General features: G+C 44.1%; 10 protein-coding genes. All 10 read left to right on the top strand.

Annotation, left to right across the window (positions count from 1 at the left end):
- The first annotated feature begins 2 nt into the window (after window positions 1-2).
- The 10 genes from odhB to BM528_RS10405 all read left to right on the top strand — a co-directional run bounded on the left by odhB (window position 3) and on the right by BM528_RS10405 (window position 19,239).
- The gene (gene odhB / locus BM528_RS10455; RefSeq protein ID WP_071979754.1) at window positions 3-1,523 is read left to right on the top strand and encodes a 2-oxoglutarate dehydrogenase complex dihydrolipoyllysine-residue succinyltransferase; all 1,521 of its coding nucleotides are present in this window, start codon (window positions 3-5) and stop codon (window positions 1,521-1,523) included.
- A 148-nt stretch (window positions 1,524-1,671) separates the two neighbouring features.
- The gene (gene sucC / locus BM528_RS10450; RefSeq protein WP_071979753.1) at window positions 1,672-2,838 is read left to right on the top strand and encodes an ADP-forming succinate--CoA ligase subunit beta; all 1,167 of its coding nucleotides are present in this window, start codon (window positions 1,672-1,674) and stop codon (window positions 2,836-2,838) included.
- A complete protein-coding gene (gene sucD, locus BM528_RS10445) occupies window positions 2,838-3,710 on the top strand; it encodes a succinate--CoA ligase subunit alpha (protein WP_071979752.1) in 873 nt (290 codons plus the stop codon). Before sucC ends, sucD begins: the two co-directional genes overlap by 1 nt.
- Before the next feature lie 738 nt (window positions 3,711-4,448).
- Window positions 4,449-7,508 carry a TonB-dependent receptor gene (locus BM528_RS10435; protein WP_071979750.1) on the top strand — a complete coding sequence of 1,020 codons (3,060 nt, stop codon included), beginning with the start codon at window positions 4,449-4,451 and terminating at the stop codon, window positions 7,506-7,508.
- 71 nt (window positions 7,509-7,579) lie between these two features.
- Window positions 7,580-11,911: an alpha-1,6-glucosidase domain-containing protein gene (locus tag BM528_RS10430; RefSeq protein WP_071979749.1), complete on the top strand. Its 4,332-nt coding sequence runs from the start codon at window positions 7,580-7,582 to the stop codon at window positions 11,909-11,911.
- A gap of 215 nt (window positions 11,912-12,126) precedes the next feature.
- Window positions 12,127-12,969: a patatin-like phospholipase family protein gene (locus BM528_RS10425; RefSeq protein ID WP_083595390.1), complete on the top strand. Its 843-nt coding sequence runs from the start codon at window positions 12,127-12,129 to the stop codon at window positions 12,967-12,969.
- 556 nt (window positions 12,970-13,525) lie between these two features.
- On the top strand, window positions 13,526-14,032 hold the full coding sequence (locus BM528_RS10420) for an RNA methyltransferase (RefSeq protein WP_071979747.1): 507 nt from the start codon (window positions 13,526-13,528) through the stop codon (window positions 14,030-14,032).
- 113 nt (window positions 14,033-14,145) lie between these two features.
- A complete protein-coding gene (locus BM528_RS10415) occupies window positions 14,146-15,042 on the top strand; it encodes a PEP-CTERM/exosortase system-associated acyltransferase (protein ID WP_232230468.1) in 897 nt (298 codons plus the stop codon).
- Window positions 15,043-15,148: 106 nt separating this feature from the next.
- Window positions 15,149-17,104: an alpha-amylase family protein gene (locus BM528_RS10410; protein ID WP_071979745.1), complete on the top strand. Its 1,956-nt coding sequence runs from the start codon at window positions 15,149-15,151 to the stop codon at window positions 17,102-17,104.
- Window positions 17,105-17,331: 227 nt separating this feature from the next.
- Entirely contained in the window at window positions 17,332-19,239 is a 1,908-nt protein-coding gene (locus BM528_RS10405; protein WP_071979744.1) for a glycoside hydrolase family 13 protein, read from the top strand.
- The last annotated feature ends 38 nt before the right edge of the window (window positions 19,240-19,277 follow it).

Raw genomic sequence — 19,277 nt, 5'->3', positions numbered from 1 at the left:
AAATGACAATTGAGATAAAAGTTCCGGTTCTACCTGAGTCAGTTGCCGATGCCTCCATTGCAACCTGGCACGTTAAAGCCGGTGACGCAGTTAAACGAGACCAAAACCTGGTTGATATTGAAACTGATAAAGTAGTTCTAGAAGTTGTAGCTCCAGCGGACGGTACAATCGGTGAGATCTTGAACGAAGAGGGTGCGACGGTTTTAGGTGAGCAAGTTATTGCTAAGTTAGAAGAGGGCGGTGCTGCTGCGCCGGCTAAATCTGACGATTCTGATTCGAAAAAAGAATCAAAGCCAGCCGAAGCTGCTAAGTCTGACGACGCGCCAGCGGGCAAGTCGTCTGATGTTAAGGTACCTGTATTACCAGAGTCTGTTGCTGACGCTACTATTGCAACTTGGCACGTGGCTGTTGGCGAAGCAGTATCACGGGATCAGAACCTAGTCGATATCGAAACGGACAAAGTGGTTCTTGAAGTTGTTGCACCAGCAGACGGTTCACTGTCTGAGATTATCGCTGAAGAAGGCGCTACGGTAACAGCAGAAGAAGTCATCGCTAAATTCGTGGAAGGCGCCTCTGGCGGTGCATCTGCATCAACTTCAGCAAGCGAAAGTGAAGAAGCGGATGATAGCGGCAGCGATGCGTTAAGCCCATCGGTTCGTCGTTTACTCGCAGAGAAGGGTGTTGAAGCGTCTAGCGTTAAAGGCACGGGTAAAAATGGTCGCATTACGAAAGAAGATGTTGAGAAGCACCTGAAGGGTGGGGATAAAGCATCAGCGCCTTCTGCATCTGCACAGCCTGACACAGCAGAACTTCCAACTGGCAATCGCACTGAAAAACGCGTACCAATGACTCGTCTTCGCAAGACTATTGCCAACCGCCTACTTGACGCTAAGAACTCAACGGCAATGTTGACTACGTTTAACGAAGTTAACATGAAGCCAATCATGGATTTGCGTAAGCAATACCAAGAAAGTTTTGAAAAGCGTCATGGCATTCGTTTAGGTTTCATGTCTTTCTACGTGAAAGCCGTAACCGAAGCCCTTAAGCGTTTCCCAGAAGTAAATGCATCGATTGATGGCGATGATATCGTTTATCACAACTACTTCGATATTTCGATTGCAGTATCAACACCTCGTGGTTTGGTGACGCCTATTTTGAAGGACACAGACACACTTGGAATGGCTGGAATTGAGAAAGGAATCAAAGATCTAGCAATTAAAGGCCGTGACGGCAAGCTAGCGATGTCTGACCTTCAAGGTGGTAATTTCACCATCACGAATGGCGGTGTTTTTGGTTCACTTATGTCTACACCAATCATTAATCCTCCGCAAAGCGCTATCTTGGGTATGCATAAAATCCAAGATCGTCCAATGGCGGTTAATGGAAAAGTAGAAATTTTACCAATGATGTACCTAGCGCTTTCTTACGATCACAGAATTGTTGATGGTAAAGAGTCGGTTGGCTTCTTGGTAACCGTGAAAGAGATGCTCGAAGATCCTACACGTCTATTATTAGACGTATAAGACTTCAGTCTCACGTAATTGTGGTTAGGGGCAAGTGTGGTTTATGCTATATTTGCTTCTAACGCAACGCTGATATTTTTTAATATTAGCCAAACTAATCAAGTCGCTTTGGCGACTTTTGTCTTACTAAAAATCGGATAGAAACACCATGAATTTGCATGAATACCAAGGTAAGCAGCTATTCAAAGAATACGGCTTGCCTGTTTCTGAAGGATACGCAGCAGACACTCCTCAAAGTGCTGTAGAAGCCGCCGACCGCATTGGCGGAGAAGAGTGGGTAGTAAAATGTCAGGTACACGCGGGCGGCCGCGGAAAAGCTGGCGGTGTGAAGCTAGTCAAAACAAAAGACGAGATTCGCGCGTTTGCTGAAAACTGGCTTGGCAAAAATTTGGTGACTTTCCAGACTGACGAAAACGGTCAGCCTGTCAGCAAAATCCTAGTTGAATCTTGCACAGATATCGCAAACGAACTTTACCTTGGTGCAGTAGTTGACCGTACAACCCGTCGCGTTGTATTCATGGCTTCTACTGAAGGTGGCGTTGAGATTGAAACTGTTGCAGAAGAAACACCTGAAAAGATCCTTAAAGCTGAAATTGACCCTATCGTAGGTCCTCAGCCTTACCAAGCGCGCGAAATGGCGTTTAAACTTGGTCTTAGCGGTGTGCAAATCAAACAGTTTACTAAGATCTTCCTAGGTCTTGCTAAAATGTTTGAAGACTTAGATATCGCGCTCATTGAAATCAACCCGCTTGTTATCAAAGACGACGGTGACCTTCACTGCCTAGACGCAAAACTTGCGATCGACGGTAACGCGCTTTATCGCCAGCCTAAAGTAAAAGGCATGCAGGATCCTTCACAGGAAGATTCACGCGAAGCACATGCTGCTCAGTGGGAACTTAACTATGTTGCACTAGACGGTAATGTAGGTTGTATGGTTAACGGTGCAGGCCTTGCAATGGGTACTATGGACATCGTAAACCTACATGGCGGCAAGCCAGCTAACTTCCTAGATGTTGGTGGCGGCGCGACGAAAGAGCGTGTAGCTGAAGCATTCAAAATCATCCTTTCTGATGACAATGTTAAAGCGGTATTGGTAAACATCTTCGGTGGTATCGTACGCTGTGACATGATTGCTGAAGGTATTATCGGTGCGGTTAAAGAAGTTGGCGTAGAAGTACCAGTAGTTGTACGTCTTGAAGGTACCAATGCAGAGCTTGGCCGTGAAGTTCTAGCGAACTCTGGTCTTGATATCATTGCTGCTGAATCGCTAACTGATGCAGCACAGAAAGTTGTTGCTGCAGCGGAGGGCAAATAATGTCTGTATTAATTAATAAAGATACTAAAGTAATTTGTCAGGGTTTCACTGGCGGTCAGGGTACATTCCACTCTGAGCAAGCAATTGCTTACGGTACGCAAATGGTTGGTGGTGTAACACCAGGCAAAGGCGGTACTGAGCATTTAGGTCTTCCAGTATTCAATACTGTACGTGAAGCAGTAGAAGCAACTGGTGCAACTGCAACAGTTATCTACGTACCAGCGCCTTTCTGTAAAGATTCAATTGTTGAAGCTGCAGATGCGGGTATCGAGCTAATTGTATGTATCACTGAAGGTATCCCAACGCTAGACATGCTTTACGTTAAAGAATACGTTGAAGCAAAAGGCGTTCGCATGATTGGTCCTAACTGCCCAGGTGTTATCACTCCTGGAGAGTGTAAAATTGGTATCATGCCTGGTCATATTCACAAGCCTGGTAAAGTAGGTATTGTTTCTCGCTCTGGTACATTAACGTACGAAGCGGTTAAGCAAACTACTGATGAAGGTTTCGGCCAGTCTACCTGTGTTGGTATTGGTGGTGATCCTATTCCTGGTTCTAACTTCATCGACATTCTTGCAATGTTCCAAGATGACCCACAAACAGAAGCTATCGTTATGATCGGTGAGATCGGCGGTACTGCGGAAGAAGAAGCGGCTGCGTTCATCAAAGAGAACGTAACTAAGCCAGTTGTTTCTTACATTGCGGGTGTTACAGCCCCTCCAGGCAAGCGTATGGGTCACGCTGGTGCAATCATCGCAGGCGGTAAAGGTACTGCTGATGAGAAATTCAAAGCACTAGAAGACGCAGGCGTTAAAACTGTACGTTCACTTGCCGAAATCGGTAAAGCACTTCGTGAAACTACAGGTTGGTAAGCTAACGCTTATTCATACGTTTGAAAGCCCGCGTTAAGCGGGCTTTTTTTTGTTTGCCCAGCGAAGCTGGCAAACCCGTCAGGTTGAAAGAAACCTGAATCACCCTGACTGAGGGGAAGATAATCCGAATGGCAAGGGCGTTGCACTTAGCAAGTGATATGAAGTATGCAGGAGCCGTATACGAGGCCCGTACGTACGGTTCTGTGAGAGGGATGAGGCGCAAGCCTCACCCTACTCGATGCTTGTTTTAAAACCCCTGTCAAAAAGAAAGTCGTTTTGTTTATGATTCTATTAACAAATCGACTATTCCTCATGAAACAAAATTACAACAAACCCCTCTTTAAGCCGCTAAAATCATTGATTCTGGTGTTAAATTACTAGTTTGTTGTCTTTGGTCTATGTTAACGCTTTGTTTAAAAAGTTAATTGAATACGTATGCAGACAATTGTGCAATAAGTCGCACCGCTATAGCATTACGCTCAAGTAATCTATTGTCATTTCTTTGTCAAAATAACAAACAAATAGGCAAAAATTGGAACCTTACGGGACACACGTTTTATGAAACATTTTAAACCAAACCTTATTAAGACAGCGCTTATCGCTGGCGCCGTTGCTTCTGGTAGTGCTGCTGCACTAGTACAGCAGTAAGATTCATTACTTAAACAAAAGAGGCAAGTTAAGGTCCGAATTAGGTGTGGCAGTCCTAACTTGTCGACAATAATCAGAAATGGGACACCAATGAAAACATTCAAACCCAGTACAATAATGGCTGCTCTAATAAGTAGTGGAGTGGCATTTATGTCGCTTCCATCTTATGCACAGGACGTAGCTGAAAGCACACAAGATAGAAAAACGGACAAAGTCGACATTCCCCCAGAAGAAGTTGAGCGCATTGAAGTGCGGGGTTTTAGTACCAGCCTTATTCAATCGCTAAATCAAAAACGCTTCTCAGATACTGTATCTGAACAGATATCAGCTGATGATCTTGGCGGCCTTCCTGATGTTTCAATGGCCGATGCACTTACTCGTCTTCCTGGTATTTCGGCGGTTCGTACAGGTGGTCAAGCAGCGCAGATAAACATTCGCGGCCTTTCGGGCGATTTTGTATTTTCAACATTAAATGGCCGTGAGCAGGTTTCTACAAGCGGCAGCCGGGCCATTGAATTTGATCAGTACCCTTCGGAGTTAATCAGTGAAGCTGCGGTGTATAAATCACCAAAAGCCTCTCTTATCGAAGGTGGTATTGCGGGTACCGTTGAATTGAAAACTGCGTCCCCCCTTAAAATGCAGGAGCAACATAAATTCAGCGCCAATATGCGAGGAATGTATAACGATAGAGCATCAGAGATTTCCGACGCAGAAGAGTTCGGTCATCGTCTTAGCTTTTCCTATCAAGGCAAATTTTTAGATGACACCGTAGGTGTATCGCTGGGGTATGCGCGCTTATTTCAACCGAGTGTTTCAACCCAGTTTATAGGGCTTGCATACAACGGATTGGTGGATGTAGACGGCATTGAAGGTGACACTGATGGGCCTGACTCGTGTGTGGAATGTGAATACATTTCCGAAGGGTTCGAAATGCAGCACAAAGGGGGTGAAGAGACTCGCGATGGTTATGTGGCTGCCATTGAATGGGCACCAATCGACACCTTTACGCTAAAAGCCGATGCCTTTATTTCAAAGTTTGACTCTGAAGCGTTTGCAAGAGGCTTCCGAGTGAAACTTGGCGGTATCAACGCAGGGATCACTAACCCTACCATTGTGAATAACAGCGTGATTGGCGGCACGTTTTCACGCACAGACAATAGCTTTACTCGCATAGAACTCGTCAACGACGACAATCAAGATTTCGATAGCGTTGCAAACTTTGGTGTGAATGCCAATTGGGAAATTAGTGCCGACCTAGCGGTTCAGTTCGACATCTCTCGTTCTACCGCTGAAAGCGACTTTAGAAACGGTTTATTGTGGTCTTTAGTGGGCGAGGATGCCAATGCTGCCAACCCTGTTTTTGATGAGAATGTTCAAATATCGTATTTGCTCAATGGATTAGACCTACCTGACCTAGGTTTTAATCAAATGAGCGCATTCACCGACACCGACCGCGTGATGGTAAGCAAGTATGGTATTTACCCTTTTGAAAATAAAGACGAATTAGATGCCTACAGAATTGATTTTCAATATTTTATAGATTCATCCGTTATATCCGGCTTGGAATTTGGTTACCGCTATTCAGACAGAGAATATAACAACGATCGCTCTGTGTTTGAGTATGGAAACGACAGCGCCTTCTCAGTAAGCCAACCGCCGCTAAAACTAACCTCAGATATGGTGGAACAGGTAGACTGGAGCGGAGACTTTGGCTATTTCCCAAGTTATCTGTCGGTAGACTTGGATAGCGCACTTAACGCTTGGTTTCCAGATGGCAGACCTGTACCTGTTCAAACTTGGGGGCCAGGTGCTGCAGGGGTAATAAATGGCCCAGGCACAGGTCCTGCAACCGCATGGACGTTACAAGAGAGCGGTGATGTTTTTGAAACCGTGAATTCAGCCTACTTAATGGCGACTATAAATACGGAAATTGGGCGTCTTCCAGTAACCGGTAATGTGGGTGTGCGTTACGTAAAAAGTAAACAACGCTCAACCACGCTTCAGCGTGCCACTCAACTTATTACCGACTTAGAAACCGGTGCAACTGAAGAAGTTAGCGACCCAACTGCGGGCGCGCAAAACATTACTGATGATGTAGGTCTTATTAATAACTTTTACCGCCCTGCGCTATTGAGCCATGAATACAGTGATGTGTTGCCGTCAATCAACTTAAACTTTCAGCTTAACGACGATATGCAGTTACGTGTTGCTGCTGCAAAGGTAATGGGGAGGGCACCAATTAATCGTTTTGCCGCCAATGCCTCAACAAACGTAGAGGTAGTTACTGCGTTTCAAGACCGAGATTCTGGGGAAATAACCCTATCTACCCCGACAGCTCGGGTAAATGGCAACGCACGTAATAGTCCGTATTTAGAGCCATTTTATGCCACTCAATACGATGTGTCATGGGAGTACTATTTTAGCGAAACCGAAGGTGCATTAGTTATAGCTGGCTTCTACAAGGATATTGAATCGTTTGTCGAAGACATAGAAATAGACCCATACGACTTTGAAGCGAATGGCATTGTTACGCCAGACTCTGTACAAGTGCCGGTGTATTTAACGCCAGAGTTTACAGGCCAGGAATCAGAATTAGCAGTAGACGCTAATGGCGACCCTTTGTTTGTAACTGTGCCAACAGAAAACGGAAGCTACAGTACAGCAGTTAACAACGCTGAAGGTGGTTACATTAGAGGTATTGAAATTGCCTATACGCAAATTTACAGCATGTTACCTGGCTTTTGGTCTGGCCTAGGCATTAGCGCGAGCTATTCATATACAGAAAGCGAGATTCAGAGAACACTTGGCGATGGCATTTACGCAACGAGTTTGCCTGGTCTGTCTGAAAATGTGGCCACACTAACCGCATTTTGGGAATACGAGGGATTTGAAACCCGTCTTTCTACACGCTTTAGGGATTCGTTTGTTTCTCAACAAGTTGCGGTCAACGATCAGGTCGTAAACTTCGATTCTGAGCTCGTTGTTGATTATCAAGCATCTTACGAATTGAATGAGAATTGGAGCGTATTATTTCAGGTGAACAACCTTACCGATGAGCCCACTCGCAGCTACTTCTCGTCACAAGAGCAAACCGGCACTATCCAATTCTTTGGCACACAGTACTTCTTAGGGATGACATACCGATTATGATAGCTCTAGTCCTAAGCCGCGTTATCACTGTGATAAATGCCAAAAATATAAGAACAAATCAGGAGAACACTATGTTTACTAGCTTAAGAGTATGGCGGTTAGCTGTGCTGATAGTAGGCGCCCTTGTAATAGCAGGATGTGGGGGGGCAGATGTAGAGTCTGGCACCAACGAATTATTAACCTGTGAGGTGCCTAACGTACCCGATGAAACAGGAACTGAGTGCGTAGCGCCTCCACCTATCGCATGTGAAGCGCCAACCGTACCTAACGAAACCAATGACGCTTGTGTTGTAGGCGCTGATCCATCTCTGCCAATGCCAGTGTTTACCCCTGGTGATAACCAAGCTGTATTGTATTACAACCGTGCGGCGGTTGATGCCGATAACTCCAGCAGCGATCCAGCTTACGAAGGCTGGCGCTTGCATACATGGAATAATGATACCTGTGATGCGTATGCCGATGCAGATACAGACTGGGCTAATGGGCGTGTGCATAATGGAGTCGACCCTAATTACGGGGCCTATTGGATCTTAGATTTAAAAGACAACTATGGTGATTGTCATAACTTTATTATTCACAAAGGCACTGATGACGCAGGGAAAGAAATGGGCGGTGGTGATTTTCAAGCTTCACTTGTTCAAGACGATGAGACTTTCACGCGTATGAACTTTACCTTGTCTGGCGAGCCCACCCTTTTTGAATTCCCAATTATGTCGCTAGGACCCCAGCCAGTCGATATCGAAGGTTTTGGTGCTCACTGGCTCGATAGTAATACTATTTTATGGGATGTGCCTGAAGCGGTAGCCACTGTTAAGTTACATTATTCCGACACGGCTAGTTTAGAAAGCACTTTGGAAAATGGCATTAACGGCACAGCGGTAGAACTAATGGCTACGTCGTTAACTGAAGAACAAGTAGCGCAGGCTCCTCACCTTGGCGATATGACTGCGTGGGAAGGTACTTGGACCCTCGATGATGCAAAGACTGTATTAACAACGCAAACCGCGCTGGGTGGGTACGATGTCGATGGTAACTTAGTGGCAGCAACGGGAATTCAACTCGCAAACGCCATCGATGCTATTTACACTCGCGGTGAAAACGACGCTGATGAGGCCGAACTGGGCGGTATCTATCAAGAAAATGGTATTACCGCCGCTGTCTGGGCACCCACAGCATCCAACGTTGATCTGTTAATTTATAACGACAATAAAAGTTTGTCTGAACGTCTAGAGATGAGCCTAGATCCAACCTCTGGAGTTTGGCGCTACAATGGCGATATGTCTTTAGACAGACGATTATATCGTTATGAAATTACCGTGTTTCATCCGGTCACAGGTAATATTGAAACGCTTTTAGTAACAGACCCATACTCTGTTTCACTCACTACTAATGGCCGATTTTCCCGCTTTGTAAATCTATCCGACGAAGACCTTAAACCAGAAGGGTGGGATTCACACAACATTCCAACTATTGAGAATGTGGAAGATGCTGTGATTTACCAAGGTCATATACGTGATTTTAGTGTGTTAGATATGTCTACTTCTGAGGAAAATCGCGGTAAATACCTTGCCTTTACTGAAGAGGGAACAGCGCCAGTAGCGCATCTTCAAAAACTGGTTGATGCAGGGCTAAACTACTTTCATATTTTACCTGCCAACGACATTGCAACTATCGATGAAGATCCGACAAATACGATAGATTTATATGACACCGTAGGTGAACTATGTCGCTTAAACGATGATGCTGCAGTTTGCGATGAAGAAAGTGAAAATACGCTACTCATCGATGTTTATAACAGTTACGACCCACTTGCTGAAGCTGCAAAAGCGCAGCAGCTTACTAATGATCTTCGCGGTGTAGATACATTCAACTGGGGATATGATCCGCATCACTTTAACGCGCCAGAAGGAAGCTATGCATCGAGTGCAGAAGGGGTAGAACGCATTGTTGAAATGCGGGCAATGGTTCAGGCACTTCATGAAATGGGGCTGCGCGTGGCGCTAGATGTTGTTTACAATCATACTAATGCATCGGGTGTATTTTCAAAGTCTGTGTTGGATAAGACTGTTCCTGGTTATTACCACCGTTATGAAGTGGATACGGGCGCTATCGTTCGTGAGACTTGTTGTGATGATACTGAGCCACGCAACGTAATGATGGAAAAGTTCATGGAAGATTCTTTACTTATTTGGACTGAGCATTACAAATACGATGCTTTCCGTTTTGACATTATGAGTCAGGCAACGAAGGACACCATGGTGCGCTTACGCGAGGCTGTGCAAGCAATCGATGACGATAATTATTTTTACGGTGAAGGTTGGACAAAAATAGACCGCGGTTATGAGCAAGCCAATCAGTTAAATATGGCGGGTACTGAAATTGGTACTTATAACGACCGTATACGCGAAGCAATTCGACAAGGTAACATCTTTTCACCACAGTCAGACTCTCTGCTAAGCGATCAAGACCGCGTGAAGATGAGTATGGCGGGCACGCTTAAAGATTACATACTCGAAACCTCTGCAGGTAGCGCAGGGACCACCAGTAACTTAGGCGGCTATGCTGATGATCCGGCTGATATTATTAACTATGTATCAAAACACGATAATGAAACGCTTTGGGATCAGCTTAATTACACGCTTCCGCAAGACATTAGTTTACAAGAGCGAGTAAGAGCGCAAAATGTGGCTATGGGTATTACACTGGTTTCTCAAGGTATTCCATTTTTACAAATGGGCGGGGATATGCTGCGCTCTAAATCAATGGATAGAAACACTTACGACTCGGGTGATTGGTTTAATTATGTAGACTTTACCTATTCAACTAACAATTGGAATGTAGGCCTTCCGCTTGCACAAGACAATGAAGCGCGATGGGAAGAAATGGGCGAATTTATCTACGACCCTGAGCGCGCAGCCTCAAGTGCTGACATTATGTTCGCTTCCGACGTGTTTGCTGAGTTATTGTCAATTCGAATGTCTAGCCCTCTCTTTAGGTTAACGACTGCTGAAGACATAATAGATCGCGTGGGTTTTCACAATATTGGAAGCCGCCAGCAAAAGGGTCTCATCGCCATGAGTATAGATGACGGCGTGCCGCAAGACCCCGAGCAAAACCGCAATGATATCGACATGCTTAACGATGCCATTATGGTGCTTGTTAACACTGGCTATGAAGAAAAAGCGATAACGGTAAACACAGCCACAGGTTTTGTTCTTCATGCCACTCACGCGAACTCTGTTGATAGTCAGGTGCGAGCCGCCACTTTTGCAGAGAGCGAAGACGGAAATGGTACGTTCACCGTTCCTGCGCTCACAATCGCTGTTTTCGTGAAACCACAGTCGGGGTCACAAGGATATGGGTTATCAGCATTTGCAACATCAGGTGCCCCAGACGTTGTACCTTATGGTGACACGGTCGCCTATTTACGCGGTGATATGAATGGATGGTCATTAGACAATGCATTTACTTACCAAGGAGACGGCGTATACACAGTTGCGGTACCGCTTGAGGGCGGAACAACTTACGGGTTCAAGTTTGCTTCCGAAGATTGGGCTACCGTTAACTTTGGTGCGCTTGACGGTGATGACAGCAATGTTGTTGAAAACGAGGAAAAGGTTTTAGGACGAACAAACACCAACCTCATGTTTACGCCATCAATTGACGCAACTTATTTATTTATTATCGATGCGTCTGATAGCGAAGCACCAGCAATGTTAATTGAAAACGAAGAGCCCTATGTTGGCACATCAGTGTACCTGCGTGGTGCAATGAACGACTGGGGCACAGAAGAAGAGTTTAACTACCAAGGTGGGAGGCTTTACACATTTGCGCGCAATATGGAACCTGGAACCTACGAATTTAAAGTGGCTTCTGAAGATTGGAGTACAGTTAATTTAGGTGCACTTAGCAGCGCTGATAGTGACAGAAATCTGTTTGTTGGAGGGGCTCTAGCGCTGGCACCAACTAATGACAATCTCATACTTACTATTGATAACCCAGATCGCTATGTATTCGTGTTTGATGTATCTGATAAAGACGCTCCTACTATTGGCGTGTATAAAGAGGCGTTTTGGGGTGAAACTAACGTTTATGTCAGAGGCGGTATGAATGGTTGGGGGGCTGAAGATGTATTTTCTTATCTCGGAAACGGTGAATACGTGGCCGATGTAGAATTAAGTGCTGGCTCGGTTGAATTTAAAGTTGCATCAGAGGATTGGTCAACAGTGAACTTGGGTAACCCGAATGAATCAGCTACTAATGTGGTGGATATCGATAGGCCAAAAGTTCTTGGTAGTAGTAACAACAATCTAATGATGGATGTTCCTCAGTCAGGTCTATACCAATTTAGAGTGTCCGGGCCAAATGGCGCAGCGCCAACGTTAACGGTCACCTTAAAGTAATATCAAAGAAAAACATCGCAAACAATAAAACCGCAATTTTTATATTGCGGTTTTTTTTTGCAAAAAGCGGTTTGGAGATATCGTGCATATCTAGCTTTTTACTGGGCCTGTAAGAATATTGTGAGCAAATGGCGCAATACTTGTATCTCTCTAGAAGTAATAGCCATTACAAAAGGTTTTGGGTTGAGAGGGAGTTAACCATGCAACAAAAGTCGTTGAAAAAAGCACTAGTGGTAGAAGGTGGCGCTATGCGCGGCGTATTCGCTGCGGGCGTGTTAGACAAGTTTATGGAAAAGGGCTATTTCGACTTTGACTTTGCTATTGGTGTCTCAGCTGGAGCTACCAACCTCTCTACTTATGTCACCAATATGCAAGGGTTAAGTAAGCAGATCATTTTGAATTACGCGACTAAGCGAGAATTTTTTAGCCCCTTGCGGTTTGTAAAAGGTGGGCACATGACCGATGTCCATTGGCTGTGGCATCATTCCAAACAATCCCTTGGTATACCTTCACCAGAGGCGGGAAATTACATGCCTCTTTATGTAGGCGTGACGAACGTAGACTCTGGAGAATGTGAATACTTCAAGGCAACCAAAACCAATGTTGATGATTTAATGGTTGCCTCATGTGCATTGCCAACAGCATTCAGGGAACAACCTCGCATCGGCAATCATCGCTACGTCGACGGCGGTGTTGCAGACGCCATTCCGGTAAAACAAGCCTATGACATGGGGGCACGTGAGATAACCGTTATCCTTTCTCAACCACCAGGCTTCACTAAACCTGCAGTAAAGTCGGCATGGTTACTCGAAAAAGTGTATCGTGATCAACCTGAATTGCTTAAAAGCTTACTCAACCGACCTAAAATTTATAATGATACACTGCAATTTATCACTAATCCGCCTAAAGACTGTGTGGTGCATGTAATAGCGCCAGATGTTGGCTTTTGTGTAAAACGCCTCACCATGGACAAGAAAAAGCTTCTACGCGGTTACGCACAGGGTAGGCGCATGGGGCGGCGGTTTGTGCAGACCATTACTCAGCGTTTAGCGGGTTAATTACTTTGCTATAACTCACCTGTGAAACCTCATTTTTATCTTGCATGCCAATCCGTATCTGATTTGATACAGCAGCGCGTTTCTTGCTCTATTCCAACCCTCATTCCACTGCATACTTAATTAAAGTAAGAGTAAACAGTGCATTGCGCTGTATCTTTTCGCAGACATGCCAACCTACAAAGGTCTATCGTATCCTTACTTTCTATCTATCGAGCTAATCGAACTGTAATCAAAAGCATCTTCGCCATCTTGGACTTTTCACTTAACGTGTTGATTAATATTGCTATAGTATATTCGTGTAAGTTTTACATAATAAGCCGGGCATATTTTTCACAGGTGGTTCAGTTCTTGCTGAATGAGAAAGATACACGCATTTTTAAAAAAATTTTTGTTAGTGGTAATCGATGTCAGCTCTAACTTAAACGTGTAAAAAAAGCTGATACAAAAAGCATAAAAATTTATACCTTAGGCTAAATCTTAACGCCGTCATCTGGCAGGGCATCTTAAACCGTGGCAGTATCAGCGCTCACTAAAAAGTGTAAATAAAAATTAACGTATGCAACTAAAAAAACAAAAAACGTCACTTGGTCTAATTAACCCGAAAAATCCAGTGAATGTCGCGTCTATCTTAAGAGCGGCGGGATGCTATGGCGTTGCCTCGGTTTTTTATACCGGACAAAGATATAGATTAGCCAAAGAGTTTAATGCAGACACTAAAGCATTTCACAAAATAATACCCACAATTGGCGTTGAGAGTCTTAAAGACGCAGTGCCAAAAGGTGCAGAAGTCGTTTGTGTGGAGTTAGTAGAGGGCGCGGTTCCTTTACCGCATTTCGAACACCCTGAAAATGCGTTTTATATTCTTGGTCCAGAAGATGGCAGTGTGCCGCAGGATGTGTTGGCGTGGTGTGACCATGTTGTCTATATACCAACTTTTTCCTGCATGAATTTGGCCGCAACAGCAAATGTACTTTTATATGACAGGTTATCAAAATCAGACTTTATTAGCGGGGATGCGCTAATTCGCAGCAGCAGAGATACGAACAATACAACAAAAATCTAACTGTTTAGAAAGGCCGGGAAGCTAACTGAATACAAAAAGTGTGGGAGAGTTTTGCGTTGAAGATTAAAACAAAAAAAGCAATGCGAGCACTAAAAAGCTCAGTAACGGAAAAAATGAAAAGAATTCCTTCGTTTTTACCTCGCGTATTGTTAAAAGAAACTTCTCTTGATGAGGAGATAGTGCGGTTCTTCTTCAGCCGTTATCAACTTGTTGTGGCTAATGATGATGACGAAAAAGAGGTTTCTTTTAAAACTCGCCATAAAGTTTATTGTGAAGAAATGAAGTTTGAGCAAACCACAGCTTCTTCACTAGAAATAGACCAGTATGATGACAGAGCGATTAACTGTTACATCAAGCACCTTCCCACAGGAGAATGTGCTGGCACTATCAGGCTTGTTTTGCCAAAGGAAGAAGACGGTTCGCTACCATTAGAAGAAAAGTTCTCTGATGCATTTAGCAGCTCCTCATTGTTGCCATCAAGTTTAACTAGCGAAGGAGTATGTGAAATCTCACGTCTAGCGGTACCACGAGAGTTTCGCGTGCGACAGTTCAAATCCAAAGTCTTCCCAAGAAAAAAACTTAATAAAATAAAGCAATCCAAAAACTTGGACTTTAACTTAGAACACTTTCCCTATTTGTCCATTGCGCTTTATCTGATGGCCACAAGTGTTTGTCTTCATTTAAATATGTCTCATGCCTACGTACTCATGGAGCCAAAGCTGGCGAGGCGAATGAGAGCATTTGGCATTCATTTTAATGAAGTTGGTGAAGCAATAAGTTTTAAAGGTAAGCGAGTACCTTATCGTCTATCGCCACTAGACTTTGTGAATGACTTATCCAAAACCTTAAAAAGGTTTCAGCGAGAGGTGCACGATACTATGCAGCCGAGTCTGCAAAAGATGTCATTGGGTATGAGCATGCTAGATAATAAAGTGGATTATGCAAACATTGACTACAATTCCGCAGTGTTTCAACGTGTTGGCGATAGTAAGGTATCGAGAGCGGCTTAAAAAAACCTACTCTTCGGATTTTTACGCTTTGAATACGTATGCATGTTTTTTAACAATACGTTAACGCGTATCCTATCGGCATTCACTGACAACTAAAGATGCACGAATGCCGACTATCACACCTTCATCTGCTAAATCTTTCGCAATTGCTGTTATGCTAACGAGTATTTTCGCGTGTTCAGATACGAATGTTATTAGCAACAACAATATTAGCAACAAAATTAGCAACAAAAATGCCAATAAACAGGGCGATAATCAAATCTCAATCCACACTAATGAACATGAAACGAGTGACTCATTAAACCAAGGCAAGCCGGTGGTTTATCAGCTTTTTACTCGCCTATACGGTAACAAAAATACCGCCAATGTGCCTTGGGGGACCATTGATGAAAATGGTGTTGGAAAGTTTAATGATATAACAGATACGGCCCTTGCCAGTATAAAAGCGCTGGGTACAAGTCATGTGTGGTATACCGGCGTTCCTCATCATGCAGTGATTAACGACTATACCGAGTTTGGGATTTCCAATGATGATCCAGATGTTGTAAAAGGCCGCGCAGGTTCACCTTACGCTGTTAAAGATTATTACAACGTTAATCCCGACCTTGCCGAAGATCCAAACCAGCGTTTAGAGGAATTCGAAGCCCTTATTTCCCGAACGCATGAAGCGGGAATGAAAGTTATTATTGATATCGTTCCTAACCATGTGGCTAGGCGCTATGAGTCATTGTCGATGCCAGAAGGCCATAGTAACTTTGGAGAGAACGACGATACAACAGTCACTTATGCACGTGATAATAATTTTTATTATGTTGTAGATGAACCGTTTCAAGTCCCAACTTCACCAGATTATAAACCGCTAGGCGGAGAGCAACACGCTCTATTAGACGGGAAGTTCGAGGAATTTCCTGCTAAATGGACCGGTAACGGAGCGCGGGCACCTAAGCCTGATATAAACGATTGGTATGAAACGGTTAAAATTAACTATGGTGTAAAACCCGACGGTAGCTACGACTTTCCAACACTTCCAGCTGAATATGCAAATTTGTCATACCAACAGCACGCCGCGTTTTGGGCAGATAAATCGCTTCCTAATTCTTGGTACAAATTTCGAGACATTGCGCACTATTGGTTAGATAAAGGTGTTGACGGGTTTCGTTATGATATGGCTGAAATGGTTCCCGTAGAATTTTGGTCGTTTTTAAATAGTAGTATAAAGCAGAAGCGACCAGACGCATTTTTATTGGCAGAGGTATATCAGCCCAGCAAATATCGCGACTATTTACATTCAGGGAAGATGGACTATCTATACGATAAGGTAGGTTTTTACGATACGTTAAAAGCCATCATGCAGGGAAGGGGAAAGGTGAGCGATCTCGTTTCTGTCCATGACGATGTTGCTGATATTGCATCGCATATGCTGCATTTTTTAGAAAACCACGATGAACAGCGCATAGCAAGCCCAGACTTTGCGGGAGACGCTGAAAAAGGAAAACCTGCACTAGCCGTGAGTGCACTAATTAGTAGCGCTCCAACCTTACTTTATTTTGGGCAAGATGTTGGCGAAGACGGCAGCGAAGAGACCGGTTTTGGTGATCCAACGCGCACAACAATTTTTGACTATGCTGGTGTACCAGCACATCAGCGTTTTATGAATAACGGCAAATTTGATGCGGGGCAATTAACAGAAGAAGAAAAAGCGCTGCACAGCTTTTACAAAGATGTCATGAACATTGCCGCAACACACAGTGCTATCAATGGTCGTTATAAAAGTCTACATGCCCTGAACCTGAGCGAAAAAGACTCTGCCTACTCTGAACAGCAGTTTGCATTCGTGCGAGAGGAGAACGATCAGGGCTTCATTGTGATTGCTAACTTTAGCGACAACGCTACAGGCCCTATTTCACTTATAGTGCCTGCCTCGGCAATAAAAGCGTCAAGCAACAACCTTGCGCTTAAACCTTTACTCTCCCACAAGGGGATAACCCTTGAGCAGGAAGGTGTTAACTACCGTGCCATTATAACCTTAGATGCCCTTGAAACTAAGGTGTTTGCTTTTTAAGCAGCACCTTTCTTTGCACAGGTCCGGTGCAGGCATTTGACGATGAAGGCTATGACTGTCGCACCTATTTTTTCACTTATCCTTCTTATGGCTTGTATCACTTGTTTTGCCACTTATTTTATCTAGCCCTTCGTGAATACGTATGCAGAGCGTTGGTATGAATAAGTGTACAAGGTAGTATCTCGATATGATTCTGTACTTAACGTATTATTAACATTGGTGTTCATGTGTTTAATTTTAACAGCGTAAGCCATGCTTTCCTTCTAAATCGCTATCGCGCATTGCCGTTGCTTCTCACTTCGGTTGTATCATTGGTGGCAGCGCCGGTTAACGCATTACAACAAAGTGAACTTGAAGTGTATCCCCCTAACTGGTGGGCGGGCATGCAACATCCTGAAGTGGAGTTGATGATTTACGGTGAAGGTGTAGCTGATGACACTGTTTCTATTGATAAAGGTAAAGCAACAATTAGTCGAGTTAACGCATTAGATAGTGAAAACTATCTTTTTGTAACGCTCGATATTTCGGCGGCTCGAGCGCAAGATCTTACGCTTACGTTGACCGACAATGATGGGAGCTATCGAAGGCTTCATTACTCGCTTGATAAACGCAAAGAAGGCTCTGCGTCGAGAAAAGGCTTTGGGCCAAAAGACGCTATCTACCTGATTGCACCTGACCGCTTTGCAAATGGCAATACCGCAAATGATAACGTTGACGGTTATCAAGATAAAGTAGACCGCCAATTAAAAGGTGGCCGTCATGGCGGCGATATCCAAGGTATTGTGGACAACCTCGATTACATTAAAAGCATGGGCTTCACGCAGATTTGGACAATGCCTTTGCTTGAAAATGCGATGGATAAGTACAGCTACCACGGCTATTCAACCACAGATTACTACAACATTGACCCGCGCTTTGGCTCTAATGACGCCTTTATAGAGTTCAGTGAGCAAGCAAAATCCGAAGGGGTTGGCGTTATCATGGATATGGTGCTTAATCACATCGGTAGTAATCATAAGTGGATGGAAGATACGCCATCAAAAGATTGGATCAATAATGAAGGAAAATTCGTCGCCACCACCCACAAACGAGAGTCTTTGCACGACCCTCATGCCATAGAAAGCGATATCAAAAGGTTTAGCGATGGGTGGTTTGTGCCTACCATGCCAGATTTAAATCAACGTAATCCACACTTGGCCAATTATTTAGTTCAAAATGCTATTTGGTGGGTAGAGACTGCAGGTTTAAGCGGTATTCGTGTAGATACATACTCTTATCCAGATAAAGTATTTCTAAGTGAATGGACAAATCGCTTAATGGACGAATACCCTAACTTTAATATCGTGGGTGAAGAATGGTCTGTAAACCCTGCAATCACGGCCTACTGGCAAGCGGGTAGTCAGCGCCACGATGACTATGATAGCGCCCTTCCATCAGTGATGGATTTTCCATTGCAGGCTGCCGTTGTTAAAGCATTAAACGGCGATGAAAGTTGGAACTCTGGTTTTATTACGGTTTATGAAACCCTGGCTACCGACTTTTTATATGGCGACCCGAACAATTTGGTTATTTTTCCCGATAACCACGATATGAGCAGAATCTATACGCAACTTGGACACGATAAAGCCAAGTGGAATATGGCGATGACTTTATTGCTTACAACCCGAGGGATCCCACAGGTATTTTACGGAACGGAAATTCTAATGGGTAACGAAGGCAGTAATGACCACGGTATTATACGCTCTGACTTCCCAGGCGGGTGGCCTTCAGATAGTGATAAAAACGCCTTTACGGGTAAAGGGCTCAATAGCGATGAACGTTGGGCTCAGCAGCGCATTAAAGCCTTATTAAAGCTGCGTCAAACATACCCGCAACTATTTCAAGGCAAGTTAAAACACTATGCGCCCGTTGACGGTGTTTACACCTATTTCCGCACCGCTGATAGCACGGATAAGAATTCTGAAAAAATCATGGTGGCTCTCAGTAAAGAATCTGTAGACTTATCTTCAACATCTTACACAGAGATGCTGAAAGAAGGACAAACCTTAACTCGAGTGAGTGACGGTAAGACATTTGAAGCAACAGACACGATTAGCTTACCGGCTATGTCTGCAAGCGTATTCATTGTGAAATGATCGTATTCAATTAATTTAAAAACAATAAATAGAGCAAA

The organism is Alteromonas sp. RW2A1 (assembly GCF_001886475.1).
In the GTDB taxonomy this organism is placed as follows: Bacteria; Pseudomonadota; Gammaproteobacteria; order Enterobacterales; family Alteromonadaceae; genus Alteromonas; species Alteromonas hispanica.
Note: the sequence above shows the minus strand (reverse complement) of the source record. Positions and strands in the feature narration are given on the sequence as shown.

Excerpts from the sequence above, each read along its gene's own strand:
- odhB (WP_071979754.1), top strand. The coding sequence starts at position 3 with ATGACAATTGAGATAAAAGTTCCGGTTCTACCTGAGTCAGTTGCCGAT.
- sucC (WP_071979753.1), top strand. The coding sequence starts at position 1,672 with ATGAATTTGCATGAATACCAAGGTAAGCAGCTATTCAAAGAATACGGC.
- sucD (WP_071979752.1), top strand. The coding sequence starts at position 2,838 with ATGTCTGTATTAATTAATAAAGATACTAAAGTAATTTGTCAGGGTTTC.
- BM528_RS10435 (WP_071979750.1), top strand. The coding sequence starts at position 4,449 with ATGAAAACATTCAAACCCAGTACAATAATGGCTGCTCTAATAAGTAGT.
- BM528_RS10430 (WP_071979749.1), top strand. The coding sequence starts at position 7,580 with ATGTTTACTAGCTTAAGAGTATGGCGGTTAGCTGTGCTGATAGTAGGC.
- BM528_RS10420 (WP_071979747.1), top strand. The coding sequence starts at position 13,526 with ATGCAACTAAAAAAACAAAAAACGTCACTTGGTCTAATTAACCCGAAA.
- BM528_RS10415 (WP_232230468.1), top strand. The coding sequence starts at position 14,146 with ATGAAAAGAATTCCTTCGTTTTTACCTCGCGTATTGTTAAAAGAAACT.
- BM528_RS10410 (WP_071979745.1), top strand. The coding sequence starts at position 15,149 with ATGCCGACTATCACACCTTCATCTGCTAAATCTTTCGCAATTGCTGTT.